The sequence below is a fragment of the Streptomyces sp. NRRL F-5650 genome (assembly GCF_000721365.1).
Classification (GTDB): domain Bacteria; phylum Actinomycetota; class Actinomycetes; order Streptomycetales; family Streptomycetaceae; genus Streptomyces; species Streptomyces ardesiacus.
The window spans coordinates 438013-460336 of record NZ_JOGV01000001.1; the positions used below are offsets into that span (position 1 = coordinate 438013).

The following is a 22324-nucleotide window of genomic DNA, read 5'->3' on the forward strand; positions in this document are numbered from 1 at the left end:
ATGCATACTCTTCCTATGTCCAAGGTCCTCACCTCCCTCCCCACCGGCGAGCGCGTCGGTATCGCCTTCTCGGGCGGCCTCGACACCTCGGTCGCGGTCGCGTGGATGCGTGACAAGGGCGCCGTCCCCTGCACGTACACCGCCGACATCGGCCAGTACGACGAGCCCGACATCGCCTCGGTGCCCGACCGCGCCAAGACCTACGGCGCCGAGGTCGCGCGCCTGGTCGACTGCCGGGCGGCGCTGGTCGAGGAGGGGCTGGCCGCGCTGACCTGCGGGGCGTTCCACATCCGTTCGGGCGGGCGTGCCTACTTCAACACCACCCCGCTGGGCCGAGCCGTCACCGGCACGCTCCTCGTCCGGGCGATGCTCGAGGACGACGTCCAGATCTGGGGCGACGGCTCCACGTTCAAGGGCAACGACATCGAGCGGTTCTACCGGTACGGCCTGCTCGCCAACCCCCAGCTCAGGATCTACAAGCCCTGGCTGGACGCGGACTTCGTGACGGAGCTGGGCGGCCGCAAGGAGATGTCGGAGTGGCTGGTCGCCCACGACCTGCCCTACCGGGACTCCACGGAGAAGGCGTACTCCACCGACGCCAACATCTGGGGTGCCACCCACGAGGCCAAGACGCTGGAGCACCTCGACACCGGCGTGGAGACCGTGCAGCCCATCATGGGCGTGCGGTTCTGGGACCCCTCGGTCGAGATCGCGCCCGAGGACGTGACCATCGGCTTCGACCAGGGCCGCCCGGTGACGATCAACGGCAAGGAGTTCGCCTCCGCCGTCGACCTGGTGATGGAGGCCAACGCCGTCGGCGGCCGGCACGGTCTGGGCATGTCCGACCAGATCGAGAACCGGATCATCGAGGCCAAGAGCCGCGGCATCTACGAGGCCCCTGGCATGGCCCTGCTGCACGCCGCCTACGAGCGCCTCGTCAACGCCATCCACAACGAGGACACCCTCGCCCAGTACCACACCGAGGGACGGCGCCTGGGCCGGCTGATGTACGAGGGCCGCTGGCTCGACCCCCAGTCGCTGATGATCCGGGAGTCGCTGCAGCGCTGGGTCGGCTCGGCCGTCACCGGCGAGGTCACGCTGCGGCTGCGGCGCGGCGAGGACTACTCGATCCTCGACACCACCGGACCGGCGTTCAGCTACCACCCGGACAAGCTCTCCATGGAGCGCACCGAGGACTCCGCGTTCGGCCCGGTGGACCGGATCGGCCAGCTCACCATGCGCAACCTGGACATCGCCGACTCCCGCGCCAAGCTGGAGCAGTACGCCGGGCTCGGCCTCATCGGCACCGCCAACCCCGCCATCGGTGCCGCCCAGGCCGCCGCGACCGGGCTGATCGGCGCCATGCCCGAGGGCGGTGCCCAGGCCATCGCCTCCCGCGGCGAGGTCTCCGGCGACGACGAACTGCTGGACCGCGCGGCGATGGAGTCCGGCACGGACTGATCGTCCCCGCCCCCTGTCCGAGGGGCCCCGCACCGGCAAGGGCCGGCCCGACGCCTGAGGGCGCCGGGCCGGCCCTTCTGTTTTCTCTCCCGCGCGTGCGGCTTGCGCGCGTTGCGAGCTTCCAGCGGCCTGCTCGGCCCGTCCCTCTGCTCGGTTGCCAGTTCAAGCGGTACGCAAGCCGACCGCAAGCAACGCAAGTCAATTGCGCCCCAACTCCGGCCTCGTCCGCGACCGTTGACAAACAGGTGACGCGCTAGAAACCTGATGACGCGCTTTCCGCAAAGAATCGACTGTCCTGCTCAATTGGCGCGCAGAGTCGGTGCTTCCCCCCAACCGCCGGACCGTCGCGCCCTCCCGACTCCCCACGGAACAGAGGACCCCATGAGACGGAGATCCCCCGGCCGGCGGATGCTCACGGGCGCCGCCGTCGCCGGGCTCGTGACCGCCGGGCTGCTGCCCCTGCCCCTCGCCGCCACCGCGCAGGCGGCTCCGGCGCCGGTGACCGCCGCCGCCGACGTCAACCTCGCCCTCGGCCGCCCGGCCACCGCGGGCGGCTCGCACGGCGCCTACCCGGCCGGCAACGCCACCGACGGACAGCAGGCCACCTACTGGGAAGGACCGTCCGGCACCTTCCCCGAGTGGCTCCAGGTCGACCTCGGCACCGCCCGTGACGTCGACCGGCTGGTCCTCAAACTGCCCGCCGGCTGGGAGAGCCGGACCCAGACGCTCTCCGTGCGGGGCAGCACCGACGGCGCCACGTTCCGCACCCTCGACGCCTCCCGGGCCCGGGCGTTCGGCCCGGCGCAGGCGGGCACCGTCGCCGTCGGCCTCGACTCGCCCGCCGAGGCCCGCTACGTCCGCGTCGAGATCACCGGCAACACCGGCTGGAACGCCGCCCAACTGGCCGAACTGGAGGTGTACGGCGACGACGTCGACACCGGCCCGCCGCCCACCGGCACCAACCTCGCCCGCAACAAGCCGGCCGAAGCGACCTCGACCACCCAGAACTACGTCGCCGCCAACGCCACCGACGACTCCACCTCCACCTACTGGGAGGCCGCCGGGAACCCGGCCGACCTCACCGTGCAGCTCGGCGCCGACGCCGACGTCAGCGGTGTCGTCGTCAAGCTCAACCCCGACCCGGCGTGGTCCGCGCGCACCCAGAGCATCCAGGTGCTCGGCCGGGCCCGGGGAGACAGCGGCTTCACCTCGCTGCGCGACCGTGCCGACTACGTCTTCAGCCCCGGCCAGGGCAACGCCGTGACCATCCCGGCCGACGGCCGGGTCTCCGACGTACGGCTCCGGTTCTTCTCCAACTCCGGGGCGCCCGGCGGCCAGGTCGCCGAGTTCCAGGTCCTCGGCACCGCCGCGCCCGCCCCCGACCTCACGGTCACCGGGCTCGACTGGTCGCCCGCCGCGCCGGACGAGCGCGACGAGGTCACCGTCAACGCCACCGTCCGCAACGCCGGCACCGCCGCCTCGGCCGCGACCACCACCGACGTCACCGTCGAGGGCCGCCAGGCCGGCAGCGCCACGGTCCCCGCGCTCGACCCCGGAGAGTCCGCCGAGGTCGCCGTCGCCACCGGCACCCACGCGGCCGGCAGCTACGCGGTGGCCGCCGTCGTCGATCCGCGCGACACCGTCGCCGAACTCGACGACACCAACAACAGCCGCGCCGCCACCGACCGCCTCGTCGTCGGCCGGGCACCCGGTCCCGACCTGGAGGTGCGCTCCCTCACCACCAACCCCGCCAACCCGGCGGTGGGCGCCGAGGTCTCCTTCACCGTCGCCGTGCACAACCGGGGCACCGGCGACGCCCCGGCGGGCACGGTGACCCGGGTCCAGGCCGGCGCCACCACCCTGGACGGCACCACCGGGCAGATCGCGGCCGGCGCCACGGTGAACGTGCCCATCGCCGGCACCTGGAAGGCGGCCGGCGGCGGAGTCACCCTCACGGCCACCGCCGACGCCACCGACCTGGTCGCCGAGACCAACGAGAACAACAACGTGCTCGCCAAGTCCCTCGTCGTCGGACGCGGCGCCGCCGTCCCCTACACCGAGTACGAGGCGGAGGACGGGCGCTACGACGGCACCCTGCTCACCACCGACGCCAAGCGGACCTTCGGGCACACCAACTTCGGCACCGAGTCCTCCGGCCGCAAGTCCGTCCGGCTCGACACCACCGGCCAGTACGTCGAGTTCACGTCCACCACGCCCACCAACTCCATCGTGGTGCGCAACTCCGTCCCCGACGCACCCGGCGGCGGCGGGACCGAGGCCACCCTCAGCCTCTACGCCGACGGCGTGTTCGTCCAGAAGCTCACCCTGTCGTCCAAGCACAGCTGGCTCTACGGCAGCACCGACGACCCCGAGGGCCTCACCAACCGGCCCGGCGGCGACGCGCGGCGCCTGTTCGACGAGTCCCACGCACTCCTGGACCGCACCTTCCCGCAGGGCACCGAGTTCCGGCTGCAGCGCGACGCGGGCGACTCCGCCGCCTTCTACGTCATCGACCTGATCGACCTGGAGCAGGTCGCGCCCGCGAAGACCAAGCCCGCCGAGTGCACCTCCATCACCGAGTACGGGGCCGTCCCCGGCGACGGACTCGACGACACCGACGCCATCCAGCGCGCCGTCACCGACAACCAGAACGGCAGGATCGACTGCGTGTGGATCCCCGCCGGACAGTGGCGCCAGGAGCAGAAGATCCTCACCGACGACCCGCAGAACCGCGGCCAGTACAACCAGGTCGGCATCCGCGACGTCACCGTCCGCGGCGCCGGCATGTGGCACTCCCAGCTCTACACCCTGACCCCGCCCCACGAGGCCGGCGGCATCAACCACCCGCACGAGGGCAACTTCGGCTTCGACATCGACGACAACACCCAGATCTCCGACCTGGCCATCTTCGGCTCCGGAACCATCCGCGGCGGCGACGGCAACCAGGAGGGCGGCGTCGGGCTCAACGGCCGCTTCGGCAAGAACACCAAAATCAGCAACGTGTGGATCGAGCACGCCAACGTCGGCGTCTGGGTCGGCCGCGACTACTCCAACATCCCCGAGCTGTGGGGCCCCGCCGACGGCCTGGAGTTCACGGGCATGCGCATCCGCGACACCTACGCCGACGGCATCAACTTCTCCAACGGCACCCGCAACTCCACCGTCTACGACTCCTCCTTCCGCACCACCGGCGACGACTCGCTCGCGGTCTGGGCCAACAAGTACGTGAAGGACACCTCCGTGGACGTCGGCCACGACAACCACTTCCGCAACAACACGATCCAGCTCCCATGGCGGGCCAACGGCATCGCGGTGTACGGCGGTCACGGCAACACCGTGGAGAACAACGTCGTCTCCGACACCATGAACTACCCCGGCATCATGCTCGCCACCGACCACGACCCGCTGCCCTTCTCGGGACAGACACTCGTCGCGGGCAACGCCCTGCACCGCACGGGCGGCGCGTTCTGGGGCGAGGCGCAGGAGTTCGGCGCCATCACCCTCTTCGCGCAGGGCCAGGACATCCCGGGCGTGACCATCCGGGACACCGAGATCAGCGACTCGACCTACGACGGCATCCAGTTCAAGACGGGCGGCGGCGCGATGCCGGACGTGAGGATCGAGAACGTCCGCATCGACAGGTCGAACAACGGCTCCGGCATCCTCGCGATGGCCGGTGCCCGGGGCAGCGCCACCCTGAAGGACGTCACGATCACCAACTCGGCGAAGGAGGACGTACGGACGGAGCCGGGCTCCCAGTTCACGATCAACCAGTAGGAGCCGCTCCGTAGCGGCGGTTCACCGGGAGACCGCCCGGCGGCGCGGGCCACCACCGCGCCGCCGGGTCTCCGCCGCGCCCTCCAGCCGGCCCGGCGAGCGCTCGACCGGCGCGCGGGGACCGTGGTGCTCCAGGCGTTCGGCGTTGAGTTCGTTCACCGCGCCGAGCGCGTCGCCGATCGTCGCGTAGTCCACCGCGATGAAGTTGACCGGCCTGCCGCGCTGCCGTTCGCAGGTGTGCGCCCGCTCCAGCACCCGCTGCCGGGAGTTGACCGCCCCGGCGTCCAGGCGCAGCCCGCCGCCCGCCGTCACGAAGTGGTTGAGCAGGAACAGCCGCCGGTCCGAACCGCCCCGGTGGGGCAGACAGGTCATCTCGTCCGGGCTGCGGAAGGCGAAGGGCGTCTCCATGGCGTACCGGTAGAGGTTGCGGTACCAGGGCGCGGGGCCGTCGGCCTTCTCCGCGAAGACGACCAGCCGCCGGCCGCTGTCGATCATGTCCCCGAGCTTCGGCCACGGACGGTCCGGGTTCGGGTCCGGCTCGTACAGCAGGTCCGACAGACCGGCCCGCACGAAGGCGTCCTGGGTCGCCACGGCGTCCACGCCGTCCTGGAGGATCAGCGTGACGACCTCCGTGGGGTTGTCGCGCAGCCAGTCACCGATCTGCCGCAGCGTCGGCTCCAGTTCCAGGGCGCCGGCGCCGCACACCGAGTGGCACAGCCACAGGCCCGGGTGGGGCGGATTCACCCGTTCCAGGATCGAGGTCAGCTCGCGGCGCTCGGCGGGGGAGAAGTCCGAGGCGCTCAACCGCTCCGCCACCTCCTCGGGCCGCTCCCAGCGGTGGGTGTCCAGGAGCAGGACCCGGGAGCCGGCGCCGAGCTGACCGACGATGTCCGGGTCCTGGAGGGGGCCGATGAACCGGTCCGCCGTCGTGGCCATCGCGTTGTGCGACGCGAGCTGCGCGATCTCGTCGTAGCGGGCGTCGCACAGCTCGGCGCTGCCCTGGCAGATGCGCGGGGAGGAACCGGTGATCGCCACCGGCGCCAGCATCGTCCCGACGAGCGCGACGGCGGTGACGGCGAAGGTCAGCGCCGGAACGTGCCGCGGATCGGTGAGCACCGGCACGCTGGGCCGGGTCAGCCGGACCCAGCCGACGGTGATCAGCAGGGCGCCCGCGGCGAGCAGGATCACCGCGACGACGACGGCGGTGGTCAGCAGCCGGTCGAGCGCGGCGGCCTGGACGTCGGCGAGCAGGTCCGAGGCGGCCGGGGGCCACGACGCCGGGACGCCGACCAGCGTGTCGCCCAGGGCGAGCCGCAGCCCGGCCACGGCGAGCGCCGGCAGCGACGCGGCGGCGGCCGGCACCCAGCCCAGCGAGACCAGCCGGCGCCCGGCGGGCGAGGGCGTCAGGAACCACAGCAGGGCGAGTGCGGCGGCGCACAGCACGGCCGCTGCCGGTTCGACCACGTCCTGGAAGAGCCGGGTGACGCCCCGGGCCCGGTCCAGCGGGGCCAGTGCCCCGGTCCCCGGCTCGACGTCGACGGCGACGACCCACGTGCCCTGCCGCGCCTCCCGCAGCAGTTCCTCGGCCGCGCCCCGGACCTGGTCGGTCAGGGCGACCGGGGCGATCGCGGCCAGGGCCGAGGCCACGTCCCCCCGGTCCAGGGCCGCCAGCACGGTGGACCGCACGCCGTCGTGCGTCGCGCCGTCCGGCACCAGACGCATGAGGGCGTCCGTGGCCGCGACCGCCTGGTCGCGGGAGAGGGGCAGCGTCGGCAGCTCCTCCAGCGGAGCCTCACCCGCCACCACCCGCGCCACCAGTTCGGACAGGCGCTGCACGAAGGCCTGGAAGTCGGGCTCGGAGCGTTGTTGCAACGCGGCGACGGCATCACCGAAGTAGGCCCGGCTGAGCCGCTCGACGTTGGCGACGACCGGCTCCAGATCCACCCTGATCCGCAGCCGGTCGCGGTCGCCCTCCAGGTAGTGGACGACTTCCGTGATCTGGCCCTCGCCCATGGTCCGCAGTGTCTCGGGGGGGATGACCACCTTGAGGTTGGAGGTGATGGTCGACTGCGGCACGGGCAGCCGTTCCAGCAGGTCGCTGGTCAGCGGCGTACTGGCGGGGTCCACCAGCACCTCGTCGTAGACGCGCTGGTAGGCGCGCTCGTCCTCCAGCACCTGGTCGTAGAACTGGGGGTCGAGGACCGTGCTGCGGACGACGGCCGCCGCGGCCAGCACGGTCAGGCTCAGCACCGCCACGCACCAGACCAGCACCCTGAGCCAGGGCGGGCGCCGTACCAGTGCGTTCATGGACCCATTCTCGTATCGGCCGGCCGCCGTGCCGCGCGGCGCCGGGAGGGGCGTGCCTCACACACCTGCCCCGCACCGGGCGGGCCGATACGTGCCGGCCGCCGCTCAGCTCCTCGCCTCGACCGCGCCCTCCTGGGGGTGGGCGCAGTGCCACCGGTGCCCGCCGGGTCCCTCCGTCGCCGCCGGGAAGGCGGTGGCGCAGGCGTCGTCCGCCTTCCAGCAGCGGGTGCGGAAGGGGCAGCCGGAGGGCGGGTTGGTGGCCGAGGGCACCGGGCCGTGCAGCACGATCCGCTCGGGCCGCTCCAGCAGGCTCGGCGTCGCGGAGAGCAGCGCCTCGGTGTACGGGTGCCGGGAGGCGCCGGAGACCTCGGCCGCCCCGCCCTCCTCGACGACGCGGCCGAGGTACAGCACCGCGACCCGGTCCGCGAGGTAGCGCACCGTCTGCACGTCGTGGGAGATGAACACCATGCCGAGGCCGAGCCGGGCGCGCAGGTCCACCAGCAGGTTGAGGATCTGGGCGCGCACCGACACGTCCAGGGCGCTGGTGGGCTCGTCGGCCACGATCAGCTCCGGCTCCAGGGCCAGGGCACGGGCGATGGCCACGCGCTGGCGCTGACCGCCGGACAACTGCCCCGGCAGCGCGTCCAGCGTGTGGGCGGGCAGCCCGACCAGGTCGAGAAGCTCCTCCACCCGGGCCTCGCGCTCGACGCGCGTACCGCGTTGGTGCACGTCCAGCGGGTCCCGCAGGATCCGGCGCACGGGCAGCCGCGGGTTCAGGGCGGTGGAGGCGTCCTGGAAGACCACGCCGACCGCGGCGCCGAATCCGGTACGGCGCTCGGCGGCGCCCATGGTCCACAGGTCCCGGCCGCGGAAGTACACGTGTCCCTCCGTGGGGCGCTGCAGTCCGGTGACCACGCGGGCCAGGGTGGACTTGCCGCAGCCCGACTCGCCGACGAGACCCAGGATCTCGCCGCGCCGCACCTCCAGGGAGGCGTCGGTGAGGGCGTGCACGGCGTCCCGGCGCAGGATGCCGCCGCTGCGGGCCCGGTGCCGTACGTGGATGCGGTCGAGCCGGACGAGTGGGTCCATGGTGCTGTCCTTGGTGGCGGTCATCGGGCACTCTCCAGCGGCTTCGCCGCCCCGCGCGCGGGCGCCGGGTGGTGGCAGGCGAAGAGGTGGTCGAGACCGGCGTCGCGGTCGGTGGCGGGCGGCGGGGTGGTGGCGCACACGCCGGTGGCGGCGGCGCAGCGGGAGGCGAACCGGCAGCCGGCGCCGAACGCCTTCGGTGCCGGAACGACACCGCGGATCTGGTGCAGCCGTCCGGCACCCGACTCCAGCGAGACGACGGAGCCGAGCAGTCCGCGGCTGTAGTGGTGCGCCGGGTCGGTCAGCAGCGCGCGGGTGTCACCGGCCTCGGCGACCTGCCCGGCGTACATGACCGCCACCCGGTGGGCGAGGTCGCCGACCAGGGCCAGGTCGTGGGAGACGAGGACCATCGCGAAGCCGAGTTCGTCGCGGAGCCGGACCAGCAGTTCGACGACCTGTGCCTGCACGGTGACGTCGAGGGCGGTGGTCGGCTCGTCGGCGATGAGCAGGCGCGGGCTGCGGGAGAGGGCCATCGCGATCAGCACGCGCTGGCGCTGCCCGCCCGACAACTCGTGCGGGTAGCTGCGCAGGGTGCGCTCGGGGGAGAGACCGACGAGTTCCAGCAGCTCGGCGGGGGTGCGGGTGCCGCCGCGGGAGGTGAGCCACTTGAGCTGGGTGCCGATCAGCACGGACGGGTTCAGGGACGACATGGCGTCCTGGTAGACCATCGCGATCTCCGGGCCCATCAGGGCCCGGCGCTCCTTCGGCGCCAGCTTCAGCAGGTCGCGGCCCCGGTAGAGGATCTCGCCCTCGGCCTCGGCGTTGCGGGCCAGCAGCCCCATGACGGCCAGGCTGGTGACGGACTTGCCGCAGCCCGACTCGCCGACCAGACCGAGGGTCTCGCCCTCGCGGACGGTGAAGGAGATGCCGTCGACCACGCGGGTGTCGCCGTAGCGGTCGGGGAAGCGGACGGACAGGTCCCGTACGACGAGCAGGTCGGCCGCGTCCTCGGCGACCGGCCGCACGGCGGGCGCCATGGCCTCCAGCCGGGCCGCCAGCTCGGCGAGCGCGGCGTCCACCTCGGGCTCGTCGGCCGTCGGCGGGAGACCGGTCGCGTTGTCGTCGGTGCCGGTGCCGCCGGTGCGGGACTTGTCCGGCGAGGCGGCGGCGTCGGTCATGCCCTCGGAGAGCACGTTCAGCGCGAGCACCGTGACCAGCACGCACAGACCCGGGAAGAGCGTCGCCCACCAGCCGCCGGACAGCAGGATCTGCCGGCCGTAGGCCAGCACGCTGCCCCAGCTCGGGTCGGGGTCCTGCACACCGGCGCCGATGAAGGACAGGCTCGCCTCGAAGATGATGGAGTCGGCCACCATGACCGTCGCGAACACCAGGACCGGCGCCGCGCAGTTGACCGCGACGTGCCGGGCCACGATGTAGCCGCGGCGGGCGCCGATGACCCGCTCGGCGGCGACGTAGTCCTCGCCGTACTGCTCCAGCACGTTGGCCCGCACCACGCGGGCGAGCGAGGGCGAGTAGACGAAGGCGATGGTGAAGATGATGACCGGGACGCTGGGCCCGAAGACCGCGACGAGCACGGCGGCCAGCGCGATCGGCGGGAAGGACATGACGACGTCGAGGGTGCGCATCACCGTCTCGTCGGCGAGCCTGCGCGAGGTGGCCGCCAGCGCGCCCAGGGCGGAGCCGAGGACCAGGGCGAGCAGGGTCGCGCCGAGCCCGATGACCAGGGAGTAGCGCGCGCCGTGCACGACCCGGGCGAACACGTCGCGGCCGGCCCGGTCGGTGCCGAACCAGTGGTCGGCGCCCGGAGCCCGGGCGGGGACGCCGGTGGCGAGCGGGTCCTGGGTGAGCAGCGGCGCGAAGATCGCGCCCAGCACCACCACGAGGAGGATCCCGAGGGCGATCCGGGAGGGCAGGGGCAGCCGGCGCAGGCGGGTGCCGGGCCGGGCGAGTCGCCCGGCGAGGGATCGTGGAGCGAACATCACACCGTCCTGATGCGCGGGTTGACGAGCAGGTAGAGCAGGTCGACGACGACGTTGACCACGAGGAAGGCGATCGCGATGGTGAGCACGGTGCCCTGGACCAGGCCGACGTCGCCTCCGTTGACGCCCTCGAGGATCAGCTTGCCCATGCCGGGCAGGTCGAAGATCGCCTCGATGACGACTGCGCCGCTGAGCATGTAGCCGACCTTGACGCCCAGCACGGTCAGCGGCGTGACCAGCGCGTTGCGCAGCACCGAGCGGATGATCAGGAACGGCGGCAGGCCGCTGCCCCGGGCGGTGCGCACGTAGTCGCGGTCGAGTTCGGTGACCATCGAGGTGCGGATGAGGCGGGCCAGCGACGAGGCGACCGGCAGGGCGAGGGAGAGCGCGGGCAGCGTCATGCTCTCGAGCCAGCCGGAGAGGGAGTCGGCCGGGTTGACGTAGCCGCCGGTCGGGAAGAGCGGCATGTTCAGCGAGAACTGCTGGATGAGCAGCACGCCGATCCAGAACGAGGGCAGGGCGATGCCGGCCATCGACAGCACCCGGAAGACCTGGTCCGGCCAGCGGTCGCGGTAGACCGCGCTGAGGACGCCGAAGACCAGCGCCAGCACGACGGCCAGCGCCAGGCCGAGCAGGGTGAGCTGCAGCGTGAGCGGGAACGCGGTGGCGATCCGGTCGGTGACGGGCTGACTGGGCGACATCGTGACGCCGAGGTCGCCGTGCAGCAGATCGCCCAGAAAGGCGACGTAGCGCACGGGCAGGGGGTCGTCGAGTCCGTTCGCCTCGGCGAACGCCGCTCGCGCCTCCGGGCTCGCCGACTCGCCCAGCGCGTTGTACGCGGGATCGGTCGGCGAGAACTGGAGGACCACGAAGACCAGCAGCGCGATGCCGAGGACCATCACCGGCATCATCGCGACGCGGCGCAGCGCGAGCCGGAGGAATGCAACCATCGTGAGGTTCCTAGCGATTGGGGCGGGGGCCGCCGCCCGCGGTGGCGCGGCGGCCCGGCGGCGTGGGCGTGCGGGGTCAGCCCCGGCCGACGTCGAGGAAGGACAGTCCGGTCGTGGGCAGCGGCTTGAACCCGGTCAGCGCCCCCTCCCGCCAGGCGGTGGGCAGCTTGCGGTGCAGGACGGGGTACAGGGCCGCCTCGTCGGCGACCAGGTCGGTCACCCGGCCCCACAGCTCCTTGCGCTTGGCCTCGTCGGCCTCGGCCGCGGCCTTGTCGAGCAGCGACTTGGTCCGCTTGTACGCGTCGCTGCCCTTCCAGCCGTAACGGTTCTCCGGCCAGAAGCCGTAGTAGAACCAGCGCAGCAGCAGGTCCGCGTCGTTGCCGAAGACCGACGGGTCGCCCGGCGCGGCCAGCGCTTCGAACCTGCCCCGGTCGATCTCCGCGTACTGGGCGGCGGACTGCTGGATGTCCAGCTCGGCGTCGACGCCGACGGCGGCCCAGCTCTCCTTGATCAGCGGAGCGATGTCCTTGACCCAGCCGTTGTCGGTGAGCATCAGCGTGAAGGAGAGCTTGCCCGCGCCCGCCTCGGCGAGCAGCTTCCTGGCCCTGGCCGGGTCGTGCGCGTAGACGGTGGCGGCCTTGTGGTAGTCCGGGTGCGTGGCCGGGACGTACCCGGTGGCGGCCTCGGCGTTCCCGAGCAGCGCGGTGGAGATGATCTTCTCGGTGTCCAGGGCGTAGTGCAGCGCCTGGCGCACCCGCTTGTCCGCGAACCGCTTGTCGGCGCAGTTGAACATCAGGAAGAGCAGCCCGAAGGACTGGACGGACTCCACCTTGTCCCGGCCGGTGAAGCCCTTGACGTCGATGTAGGGCACGTCCTCGATGGCCTGCACGCGGCCCGACTTGAGCGCGCTGACCCGGGCGGACGGGTCGGACATCAGCCGCCAGATCATCTTCTTGGCCTTGGCCGGGCGGGGCCCGTTGTACTTGTCGTACGCCTCCATGACGATCTTGTCCTCGCGGACCGCCGAGACGAACCTGTACGGACCGGTGCCCACGGGGTTGGCGTCGAAGGACTTGGCGTCCGCGCCCGCGATCTTCTTCGGCACGATCCGCACCACGGATATGCGGGACGGGAAGAGCGCGAAGGCGTACTTCAGCTTGAACTCCACCGTCGACCTGTCGACGGCCGTGACCCGGTCGACGAACGGGACGAACTGTGCCATGAGCGAGGCGTTCGCCTCGTCCAGGACCCGCTCGAAGCTGAACACCACGTCGTCCGCGGTGACCTCCGAGCCGTCGTGGAAGGTCGCACCCTTGCGCAGGGTGGCCCGGTAGGTCGTCGCGTTGATCTTCTCGGGCATCCCGGTCGCCAGCGCCGGACGCGCCACGAGCGTGGCGGGATCGAGGTCGACGAGGCCCTCGAAGATGTGCATGTTGGCCGCGTACGGGGTCGCACCCGAGGTGATCATCGGGTCGAAGCCGGTGGAGAGCGGGTACGAGATGCCCGCCTCGATGGTGTCGCCGCCGCTGCCCGTGCCACCGGTACCGTCTCCACTGGAGGCCGGGCCTCCGCAGGCCGTCAGGCCCGTGGTGACGGCGGTCGCCACACCGAGGGCACTGGTGTATCTCATGAAGGTGCGGCGGGAGACGCCGGCTGCACTGCGCGCGGACAAGGAGTCCTCCAGGCGGGAGACGAGAATCGAGCAAGGTGGAGGAGGCGAGTGTGGTCGGCGCCTCGACCGACGGAGCATCAGACGTCTGATGTCTGATGCTTGATAACGTGGGAACGTAGCCCGGGCAAGTGAGAGGGGTCAAGAGGTGGCGGTGGGGCAAAGGGCGATCCGGGGCAGAGAACCGGAGCCCAGGACGGCACGACAACCGTTGCGCCAGGAGGTCGTCGACGGCATCAAGGCCTACATCCTGCGCAACGACCTGCGTCCGGGGGATCCGCTGCCCACCGAGCCCGCCCTGTGCGAGGCGCTCGGGGCGAGCCGGTCCAGCGTGCGGGAGGCGATCAGGATCCTCACCGCGCTCGACATCGTCGAGGTACGGCACGGCCACGGCACCTACGTCGGCAGGCTGAGCCTGTCCGCCCTGGTGGAGAGCCTGACCTTCCGCGGCCTGCTGAGCCCGGACGACGACTTCCAGGTGATGAGCGACCTCATCGAGGTCCGCGAGCTGTTCGAGCGGGGCATGGCCGAACGGCTCGTCTCCTGCCTGGCCGAGGAGCAGATCGACCGCCTCGCCGCCCACGTCGACGAGATGCGCAGGGCCGGCGCGGGGGAGGGGCACGGGTTCGTCGAGGCGGACCGCGCCTTCCACACCCTGCTCCTCGCCCCGCTCGGCAACGACCTCATCGGCCAGCTCTCCACGGCCTTCTGGGACGTCTACGTCATCGTCGCCCCGCACCTCGACGTCTTCACGCGCGAGCACGAGGCGGCCACCATCGCCAACCACCAGCGCATCGTCGACGCGGTGCGCGACCGCGACCCGGCCGAGTTCGCGGCGGCCCTCACCGAGCACTACGCGCCGGTGCGCCTGCGGATCGAGGAGGCCCGCGCCCGGCGCTGACCGGCCCGCCTGTGACGGAGGCGCCCCCCGCCGGGGGGCGCCTTCCGGGCGTCCGGGGCCGGTGGAGCCGATGCGGGCCCCGGGGGAGGCACTTGACGCTCGCTCCCCGGATCTCTAGTGTCCTCGATCAGCAGACGTCAGACGTCTGCTGAATACGAGCAACCGCTCTCCGCGCCGGGCCCGGCCCGCCGGTCCCTCCCGTTCGCCCGCGCTGCGCCGCGCGCACGCCTCACCCACCGGGGCCCCTCCATGCCACTGACGGACCTCACCCTCGCCCAGTGCCTGGCACTGCGGCCCGACCTCGACGAGCCCGCCGACCTCGACGCCTTCTGGGAGCAGACCCTCCGCGAGGCCCGGGACGCCGGCGGCGCACCCGGTTTCACTCCGGTGGACACCGGACTGACCGAGGTCGTGACCCACGACGTCACGGTGTCCGGCTTCGCCGGCGAGCCCGTCCGCGGCTGGCTGCACCTGCCGGCCCGGGCGGGCGGTCCGCTCGGCTGCGTGGTGGAGTTCCTCGGCTACGGCCGCGGCCGCGGTCTGGCACACGAGCAGGTGCTCTGGGCCAACGCCGGTCACGCGCACTTCATCATGGACACCCGCGGCCAGGGCTGGTCCACCGCGGGCGGCGACACCCCCGACACCGCCGCCCTGAACGGCACCGTCCCCGGCTTCCTCACCCGCGGCGTCGAAAGCCCCCACGACCACTACTACCGGAGGGTGTTCACCGACGCCGTGCGCTTCGTCGAGGCGGCTCGCGCGCACCCGGCCGTGGACCCGGACAAGGTCGTCGTCACGGGCGTCAGCCAGGGCGGCGGCATCGCCCTGGCGGTGGCCGGTCTCGTGCCGGGCCTGGCCGGTGTCATGCCCGACGTCCCCTTCCTCTGCGACATCCGGCGCGGTGCGACGATCGCGGCCCGGCCGCCCTACACCGAGATCGCCGAGTACCTGCGACTGCACCGCGACCGCGGTGAGACCGTCTTCACCACCCTGTCCTACGTCGACGCCGCCCTGCTGGCCGCGCGCGCCACCGCCCCCTCCCTCTTCTCCATCGCGATGATGGACGAGATCTGCCCGCCCTCGACGAGCTTCGCGGCCTACCACCGCTACGGCGGGCCCAAGGACCTGCGCGTATACGAGTTCAACGGCCACGAAGGCGGCGGTGGCCACCACCGCCGCGAACAACTCGCCTGGGTCCGGGAGCTGCTCCACGCTCCCGGCCCCGAGGCGGCCCACCCCCTCTCCGCCCTGCACGACCCCCAACTCGCCTGACCCCTCACCGAGAAGAGGCCTGTTCATGCAGCGAAGAGTCGCTCTCGCCACCGGCACCGCCGCCCTGGTGGTACTGGCCGGCACCGTCCCCGCCGCACACGGCGCCACCCCCGCGGCGGACGCCGCCGGCACCCTCAGCTCCCAGGATCTCGCCACCGCGGGCACCGGCTCCCCCTACTACCGCATCCCCGCCCTGACCCGGACCACCAAGGGCACCCTGATCGCCGCCTACGACGCCCGCCCCACCCTCGGCGACCTGCCGAGCAACATCGGGGTCGTCCTCAGGCGCAGCGTCGACGGCGGCACCACCTGGCAGGCCCAGCAGGTCGTCCGCAAGGACGCCGCCCCCAAGGGCTACGGCGACCCCAGCCTGCTCGTCGACCGCGAGACCGGCCGCGTCTTCCTCTTCTACGCCGCTTCCGTGAACCAGGGCTTCGCCGGCTCGGCCACCGGCAACGACGAGAGCGACCCGAACGTCCTCCAGGCCGACTACAGCTATTCCGACGACGACGGCCTCACCTGGAAGCACGAGCGGATCACCGCCGACCTCAAGGACCCCTCCTGGGGAGGCATGTTCGCCTCCTCCGGCGAGGGCATCCAACTGCGGCACGGCGCCTACAAGGGCCGGCTCATCCAGCAGTACGCCCTCCGCAAGGACGGCGCCAACTACGCGGTGAGCGCCTACAGCGACGACCACGGCGCCACCTGGAAGACGGGTACCCCCGTCGGCCCCGGCGGCGACGAGAACAAGACCGTCGAGCTGTCCGACGGCCGCATCATGCTCAACAACCGCTCCAAGCCGTACCGCACGGTCGCCCACTCCACCGACGGCGGCGTCACCTACACCCCCTTCCAGCAGGACACCGAGCTGCCGGACCCGGCCAACAACGGCTCCCTCACGCGCTTCGCGCCGGACGTGGACCCCTCGCACCCGCGCGCCTCGTGGCTGGTGTTCAGCAACACCGCGACGACCAGCAGCCGCAGCAACCTCACCGTCCGCCTCTCCTGCGACAACGGGCAGACCTGGCCGGTGCGCAGGACCGTCGAGTCCGGCGCCGCCGCCTACTCGACGCTCACCCCGCTCAGCGACGGCACGGGACCCAACCCGAGCATGGGCCTGCTGTGGGAGCGGGGCAGCGTCGACCACATCACCTACTCCTCCTTCGACCTCCAGTGGCTCGGCGGGGTCTGCGCGCCGGTCACCGTCACCTCGCCCGCCTCCCTGCCCGCCGGGCAGACCACCACGGTCACCGTCCGCGTCGTCAGCCAGAACGACGTACGGCTCCCCGCCGGCACCGTCTCGCTCGACCTGCCGGACGGCTGGAGCGCGCCGGAGACCGCCGTGCCCGCGCTCAACCCGGGTCAGGGCGCGAACATGAAGATCCCCGTCACGGTCCCCGCCAACGCCGCCGCGGGCGACGTGCGGGCCACCGCGGCCTACGAGGTCCGCGGTCGTCAGCACTCCTACGGCGACACGACGTTCACCGTCACCCGGCCGTAGCCGGCCCCGGGCCGCCGGGCGCCGGCACCCCGTGCCCGGCGGCCCGTTCCCCGTCCCCGTACCACCACTCGCACAGCCCAGGAGAAACACCATGTCCTCGTCCCCGCCCCTGAGCGGCGTCGTGCCGCCCGTCTGCACTCCTCTGGACGCGTCGGGCGAAGTCGACACCGCCTCGCTCGCCCGGCTCGTCGAGCACCTCGTCGGCGGGGGAGTGCACGGGCTGTTCGCCCTGGGCTCCAGCAGCGAGGTCGCCTTCCTCACCGACCGGCAGCGGGCCGTCGCGCTCGACACGGTCGTCGAGACGGTCGCGGGCCGCGTCCCCGTCCTCGCCGGGGTCATCGACATGACCACCCCCCGGGTGCTCGTCCACGCCGAGGCCGCCCGCAAGGCCGGCGCCGACGCCCTCGTGGCCACCGCCCCCTTCTACGCCCGCACCCACCCCCGGGAGATCGCCGCCCACTTCCGTGCGATCCGCTCCACCGTCGACCTGCCCCTGTACGCCTACGACCTCCCCGTCTCCGTGCACAGCAAGCTCTCCGTCGCCCTGGTGCGCGAACTCGCCCAGGACGGCACGCTGGCCGGGCTCAAGGACAGCAGCGGCGACGAGGGCGGCCTGCGCAGGCTCCTCGTCGAACTCGGCGGACGCCACGGCCGGGCCGACGGCCCCGCCCCCTCCTTCAGCATCCTCACCGGCTCCGAACTGACCGTGGACGCCGCCCTGCTGGCCGGCGCCGACGGCGTGGTACCGGGTCTCGGCAACGTGGACCCGGCCGGTTACGTCCGCCTCTTCGACGCCGTGCGCGGCGGTGACCTGGACCGCGCGGTCAAGGAACAGGAGCGGCTCGTCGAGCTGTTCGGCCTGGTCGACGCGGGCCCCGAGCGCGAGATGGGCCGCAACTCCTCCGCCATCGGCGCCTTCAAGCACGCCCTGCGGCTGCTGGGTGTCTTCACCCACGGCACCACCGCCGCCCCGCAGATCCCGCTGGGCGAGGAGTCCGTCGCCCACGTCGAGCGGCACCTGCGCGGTGCCGGGCTGCTGCCGGTCCGATGACCGCACCGCACCCGGACGCACCGGTCATCGGCCTCGACCTGGGCGGTACCAAGATCGCTGCCGCCCTGGTCGGCTCCGACGGCACCGTCCTGGCCCGGCACACCCGGCCCACCCCGGCGACGGAGGGCGCCGAGGCGGTGCTGGACGCCCTGGCCGCCGCCGCCCGCGCGGTACGGGTCCACGGCATCACCGCGGTCGGCGTGGCCGCGGCCGGCGTGATCGACCCGGCCACCGGGACCGTCACCAGCGCCACCGACACGATCCGCGGCTGGGCCGGCACCCCCCTCGCCGCCGGCCTCGCGGCCCGTACCGGCCTTTCCGTGGCCTGCGACAACGACGTACGCGCCGCCGCCACGACGGAACTGGACGGCCCGGACGACGACACCACCCTCCTCTACGCTGCCGTCGGCACCGGAGTCGGCGGCGCCGTCGCCGCGTCGGGACGCATGCTGCACGGCGCCGCCGGCATCGCCGGGCACCTCGGGCACCTGCCCAGCCCGGAGGCGGACGGGCTGCCCTGCACCTGTGGCGCCACCGGTCACCTGGAGGCCGTCGCGGCGGGCCCCGCCATCACCGCCCACTGCGCACGGCTCGGCGGGCGGCCGGCCGGCCGTCTGCAGACCGTCGCCCGGCGCGCGGCCCAGGGCGACCCGCACGCCGTCGCCGCCATCACGCTCGGCGCCCGCGCGACGGGCCGGGCGCTGGGCGGCCTCGCCAACGCGCTCGGCCCGCACCACGTGGTCGTCGCCGGTGGCGTGCCCCGCGTCGGCGCCCTGTACTGGGACGCCCTGTGCGCGGCCTTCGCCGCCGAACTCATGCCCCCGCTGCGCGGCCTGCGCCCGCGCCCGCCGCGGGGTGGCACCGACGCCGCGGTCCTCGGGGCGGCCGCGCTGCCCCGCACCCTGCCCCTGCACCAGCCCGCCACCACCGGAGCACCGACATGACCCCGCCCCCGACCGCGTCCCCGTCCCTGGCCGATCGGCTCAAGGGCCGCCTCATCGTGTCCTGCCAGGCGCCTCCCGGCGACCCCATGCGCCACACCGACACCCTGGTCCGCATGGCCCTGGCGGCGCGGTCCGGCGGCGCGGCGGCCGTGCGGGTCAACGGCCCGGAGGTCGTCGCGGCCACCGTCGCGGCCGTCGGCCTCCCGGTGATCGGGCTGTGGAAGGACGGCGACAGCGGAGTCTTCATCACCCCGACCGTGCGCCACGCCCTGGCCCTGGTGGAGGCCGGGGCCGCGGTCGTGGCCGCCGACGCCACCGCGCGCCCGCGGCCCGACGGCAGCACCTTCGCCGAGCTGGCCGAGGCCGTCCACGCGGCGGGCGCGCAGGTCATGGCCGACGTGTCGACGCCGGGTGAGGGCCGCGCCGCCGCCGGTCGGGGAGCGGACTTCGTCGGCACCACCCTGTCGGGCTACGTGCCGGGCTCCCCGGTGCAGGAAGGACCCGACCTGGCACTGGTGACCGACCTCGCCGGCACGCTCGACACGCCGGTGATCGCCGAAGGCCGCATCGCGACGCCCGAGCAGGCGGCCCGCGCCCTTGCGGCGGGTGCGCACAGCGTCGTCGTGGGCACCGCCATCACGGCGCCGACCGCGCTGACCCGGCTCTTCGCCGGCGCCCTGGCCTGACCCGGCACGCGCGAGGGGCGGTGGGAACCGCGGCCCCACCGCCCCTCGCGCACGTCCGCGCCGCTCGTCCGCCCTGGACGGGACCGGCTCAGACCGCGGGAGCCGGGTACGTCGGGTACTCCACCCCGGAGACGTGCTGGACGACGCGGACGACCTGGCAGGAGTAGCCGAACTCGTTGTCGTACCAGAGGTAGAGGATCGCGTTGTCGCCCTCGACCTTCAGCGCGCCGGCGTCCACGATCGAGGCGTGGCGGGAGCCGATGAAGTCGCTGGAGACGGCGTCGGGGGCGCTGATGAAGTCGATCTGGCGCTTGAGCGGCGAGGTCAGCGACACCTCGCGCAGGTGGTCCAGGACCTCCTCGCGGCTCGCCTCACGGGCCAGTTGCAGGTTGAGGATCGCGATCGACACGTCCGGCACCGGCACCCGGATCGAGCTGCCCGTGATCCGCGCCTTGAGGTCGGGCAGTGCCTTGGCGACGGCGGAGGCGGCGCCGGTCTCCGTGATGACCATGTTCAGCGGCGCACTGCGGCCACGGCGGTCCGACTTGTGGTAATTGTCCAGCAGGTTCTGGTCGTTGGTGAAGGAGTGCACCGTCTCCACGTGACCGCGCAGCACGCCGTACTCGTCCTCCATCGCCTTGAGCGGCGGGACGATCGCGTTGGTGGTGCAGGAGGCGCAGGACAGGATCCGCTCGTCCGGCTTGACGGTGTCGTGGTTGACGCCGTGGACGATGTTCGGGACGTCGCCCTTGCCCGGAGCGGTCAGCACGACCTTGTCGATGCCCGGCCGCAGGTGCTTCGACAGGCCCTCGCGGTCGCGCCACTTGCCGGTGTTGTCGATGAGGATGGCGTCCTTGATGCCGTACGCCGTGTAGTCGACCTCGGCCGGGTCGTTGGCGTAGATGACCTTGACGGCGTTGCCGTTGGCGAGGATCGTGCTGTTCTCCTCGTCGACGGTGATCGTGCCCTGGAACTGGCCGTGCACGGAGTCGCGGCGCAGCAGCGAGGCGCGCTTCACGAGGTCCTGGTCCCCGCCGCCCCGGACGACGACGGCGCGCAGCCGGAGCCCGTTGCCGGAGCCGGCCTTCTCGATGAGCAGCCGGGCGACGAGCCGGCCGATGCGGCCGAAGCCGTAGAGGACGACGTCGCGGCCCTCGCGCCGCTCGATCTTGTTGGCGCCGGTGGCCCCGGCTACGGCCTCGGCCGTGAACTCCTCGACCGACAGACCGCGGTCGTCGCTCTTCCAGGTCGCGGCGAGCATGCCGATGTCGATCTGCGACGGCCCGAGGTCGAGCGTGGTGAGCGCCCGCAGGAAGGGCATCGTCTCGGTGACCGACAGCTCCGCACCCGCGATCTGGCGGGCGAAGCGGTGCGTCTTGAGGATGCTGACCACCGACTTGTTCACCAGGGAGCGGCTGTGCAGCAGGACCGTGACGTCCTGCTCCCGGTGCAGCTTCCCGATCATCGGGATCATCGATTCCGCGGTCTCTTCGCGGTGCTTCCAGTTGGTGAACGAGTCGTCGTTGACAGTCACGTCTCTTATCTTTCGAGCTAGGCGGCGCTCATATGCTAACCCCACCCCTTTGCTGATCGATCAAGTGGGCCCCCGGCCGATCAGATGAGTACGGACCCGTGTACGTGCCCCGAACGTGATTGCGCCGTGCGCGGCCCGGGTACGCGAGGCTGGACCGCGTCCGTGCCGATCGTCCGCGCGGGCCGTAATACCGCCGCTACCAGGGAATCTGCCATGGAGACACCCGCGAACGACCACCCCGTCACCCCCGCCCGGCGGGCGCTGGACACGCTCGCCGAGAACACCGAGGACTCGGCGGCGCTCGACACGCTCGCGAGCAGCGACGTCCTCGTGCCGGTGCCCGACGACGCGAACGAGCAGGACGCCGCCGACCCCGGGATGCTGGCGCTGCCGGTGCTGGAACAGCAGGGCGGCCGCCAGGTGGTGCCCGTGTTCACCTCGGAGCTGGAGATGGCCGACCTGCTGCCGTACGTCTCCCGCTACCGCATGGTGCCGCTCGGCGCACTCGCCGCGCAGTGGCCGGCCGACGACCTGTCGCTGTCCATCGACGCCGGTTCCGAGCACCGGCTCACCCTCACGTCGGACGGCGTGCGCACCCTGCTCGCCCGCCCCTGAGGGCCGGAACCCGCGCCGCCGAGGGCCTTCGCCCCCTCAGAAGGGGCCCGGGCCCTCGGCGTCGCCGAGCGTGCGGGCCAGCGCGGCCCGCTGCAGCGGCAGGATCTCGGCGTGCAGGTCGCGGCCCCTGGGGGTGAGCGCGACGTACACCCCGCGCCGGTCCTCCGCGCACGTGGAGCGCCTCACCAGCCCGTCCCTCTCCAGCCTGGCGATGAGCCGGGACAGCGCGCTCTGGCTCAGATGGACCCGGCCCACCAGGTTCTGCACCCGGCACCGGTCGCCGTCCCCGGGGCCCTCGCTCACCAGGAGGTCGAGCACCTCGAAGTCGCTCGCGCCCAGACCGTACGGATGCAGCACCCGGTCGATCTCGCACATGGTGCGCGCGTGCGCGGAGAGAATGTCCCGCCACCGTTCCTCGAGCCGCGCGCCGGCGGTTCTGGCTGCCATGACTGAACGGTAGCACCGCGAACGATATTGGTTGAATGTCACAAATGGCTCGGCGGGACCGCCGGGGCGGCGCCCGGCTCCGGGCCGGTCGGCCGGCTGCCGCGGGTCCCCTCCCGGGATGAC

16 protein-coding genes are annotated in these 22324 nt (G+C 72.7%); 9 read left to right on the top strand and 7 right to left on the bottom strand.

What is annotated here, in order from left to right; genetic code table 11:
* The first annotated feature begins 15 nt into the window (after window positions 1-15).
* Window positions 16-1461: an argininosuccinate synthase gene (gene argG / locus IG88_RS0102025; protein WP_031034197.1), complete on the top strand. Its 1446-nt coding sequence runs from the start codon at window positions 16-18 to the stop codon at window positions 1459-1461.
* Between the two features lie 381 nt (window positions 1462-1842).
* Entirely contained in the window at window positions 1843-5238 is a 3396-nt protein-coding gene (locus IG88_RS0102030; RefSeq protein ID WP_031034199.1) for a CARDB domain-containing protein, read from the top strand.
* A gap of 21 nt (window positions 5239-5259) precedes the next feature.
* Here IG88_RS0102030 and IG88_RS0102035 read toward each other — a convergent pair whose 3' ends face one another.
* The 5 genes from IG88_RS0102035 to IG88_RS0102055 all read right to left on the bottom strand — a co-directional run bounded on the left by IG88_RS0102035 (window position 5260) and on the right by IG88_RS0102055 (window position 13211).
* Window positions 5260-7545, bottom strand: a complete 2286-nt coding sequence (locus tag IG88_RS0102035; protein ID WP_031034201.1) for a PI-PLC domain-containing protein — start codon at window positions 7543-7545, stop codon at window positions 5260-5262.
* A 105-nt stretch (window positions 7546-7650) separates the two neighbouring features.
* Entirely contained in the window at window positions 7651-8658 is a 1008-nt protein-coding gene (locus IG88_RS0102040; RefSeq protein ID WP_031034203.1) for an oligopeptide/dipeptide ABC transporter ATP-binding protein, read from the bottom strand.
* A complete protein-coding gene (locus IG88_RS0102045; RefSeq protein WP_031034207.1) occupies window positions 8655-10631 on the bottom strand; it encodes a dipeptide/oligopeptide/nickel ABC transporter permease/ATP-binding protein in 1977 nt (658 codons plus the stop codon). The genes IG88_RS0102040 and IG88_RS0102045 overlap by 4 nt, the downstream gene beginning before the upstream one ends.
* Window positions 10631-11581: an ABC transporter permease gene (locus IG88_RS0102050; protein ID WP_031034208.1), complete on the bottom strand. Its 951-nt coding sequence runs from the start codon at window positions 11579-11581 to the stop codon at window positions 10631-10633. The genes IG88_RS0102045 and IG88_RS0102050 overlap by 1 nt, the downstream gene beginning before the upstream one ends.
* A 76-nt stretch (window positions 11582-11657) precedes the next feature.
* Window positions 11658-13211, bottom strand: a complete 1554-nt coding sequence (locus IG88_RS0102055; RefSeq protein ID WP_051851731.1) for an ABC transporter substrate-binding protein — start codon at window positions 13209-13211, stop codon at window positions 11658-11660.
* A gap of 187 nt (window positions 13212-13398) precedes the next feature.
* On the opposite strand from IG88_RS0102055, the gene IG88_RS0102060 reads away from it, so the two are divergent.
* The 6 genes from IG88_RS0102060 to IG88_RS0102085 all read left to right on the top strand — a co-directional run bounded on the left by IG88_RS0102060 (window position 13399) and on the right by IG88_RS0102085 (window position 19605).
* On the top strand, window positions 13399-14151 hold the full coding sequence (locus IG88_RS0102060) for a FadR/GntR family transcriptional regulator (RefSeq protein ID WP_037835167.1): 753 nt from the start codon (window positions 13399-13401) through the stop codon (window positions 14149-14151).
* A 249-nt stretch (window positions 14152-14400) separates the two neighbouring features.
* Complete coding sequence (locus tag IG88_RS0102065) at window positions 14401-15423, top strand: acetylxylan esterase (RefSeq protein WP_031034215.1); 1023 nt, start codon at window positions 14401-14403, stop codon at window positions 15421-15423.
* A 25-nt stretch (window positions 15424-15448) separates the two neighbouring features.
* Complete coding sequence (locus tag IG88_RS0102070; protein WP_031034216.1) at window positions 15449-16924, top strand: exo-alpha-sialidase; 1476 nt, start codon at window positions 15449-15451, stop codon at window positions 16922-16924.
* Between the two features lie 91 nt (window positions 16925-17015).
* Window positions 17016-17975, top strand: a complete 960-nt coding sequence (locus tag IG88_RS0102075; RefSeq protein ID WP_031034217.1) for a dihydrodipicolinate synthase family protein — start codon at window positions 17016-17018, stop codon at window positions 17973-17975.
* Window positions 17972-18919, top strand: coding sequence for an ROK family protein (locus IG88_RS0102080; protein ID WP_031034219.1), 948 nt, complete (start codon window positions 17972-17974; stop codon window positions 18917-18919). The genes IG88_RS0102075 and IG88_RS0102080 overlap by 4 nt, the downstream gene beginning before the upstream one ends.
* The gene (locus IG88_RS0102085; protein ID WP_031034221.1) at window positions 18916-19605 is read left to right on the top strand and encodes an N-acetylmannosamine-6-phosphate 2-epimerase; all 690 of its coding nucleotides are present in this window, start codon (window positions 18916-18918) and stop codon (window positions 19603-19605) included. Before IG88_RS0102080 ends, IG88_RS0102085 begins: the two co-directional genes overlap by 4 nt.
* A gap of 88 nt (window positions 19606-19693) precedes the next feature.
* On the opposite strand, the gene IG88_RS0102090 is transcribed toward IG88_RS0102085, so the two are convergent.
* Window positions 19694-21139, bottom strand: a complete 1446-nt coding sequence (locus IG88_RS0102090) for a glyceraldehyde-3-phosphate dehydrogenase (RefSeq protein WP_031034223.1) — start codon at window positions 21137-21139, stop codon at window positions 19694-19696.
* A 213-nt stretch (window positions 21140-21352) separates the two neighbouring features.
* Between IG88_RS0102090 and IG88_RS0102095 the strand changes: the two genes are divergently transcribed.
* Entirely contained in the window at window positions 21353-21754 is a 402-nt protein-coding gene (locus IG88_RS0102095; RefSeq protein ID WP_031034225.1) for an SseB family protein, read from the top strand.
* 36 nt (window positions 21755-21790) lie between these two features.
* Here the strand turns inward: IG88_RS0102095 and IG88_RS0102100 are convergent, their stop codons facing one another.
* On the bottom strand, window positions 21791-22201 hold the full coding sequence (locus IG88_RS0102100; protein WP_031034227.1) for a MarR family winged helix-turn-helix transcriptional regulator: 411 nt from the start codon (window positions 22199-22201) through the stop codon (window positions 21791-21793).
* Window positions 22202-22324: the final 123 nt, after the last annotated feature.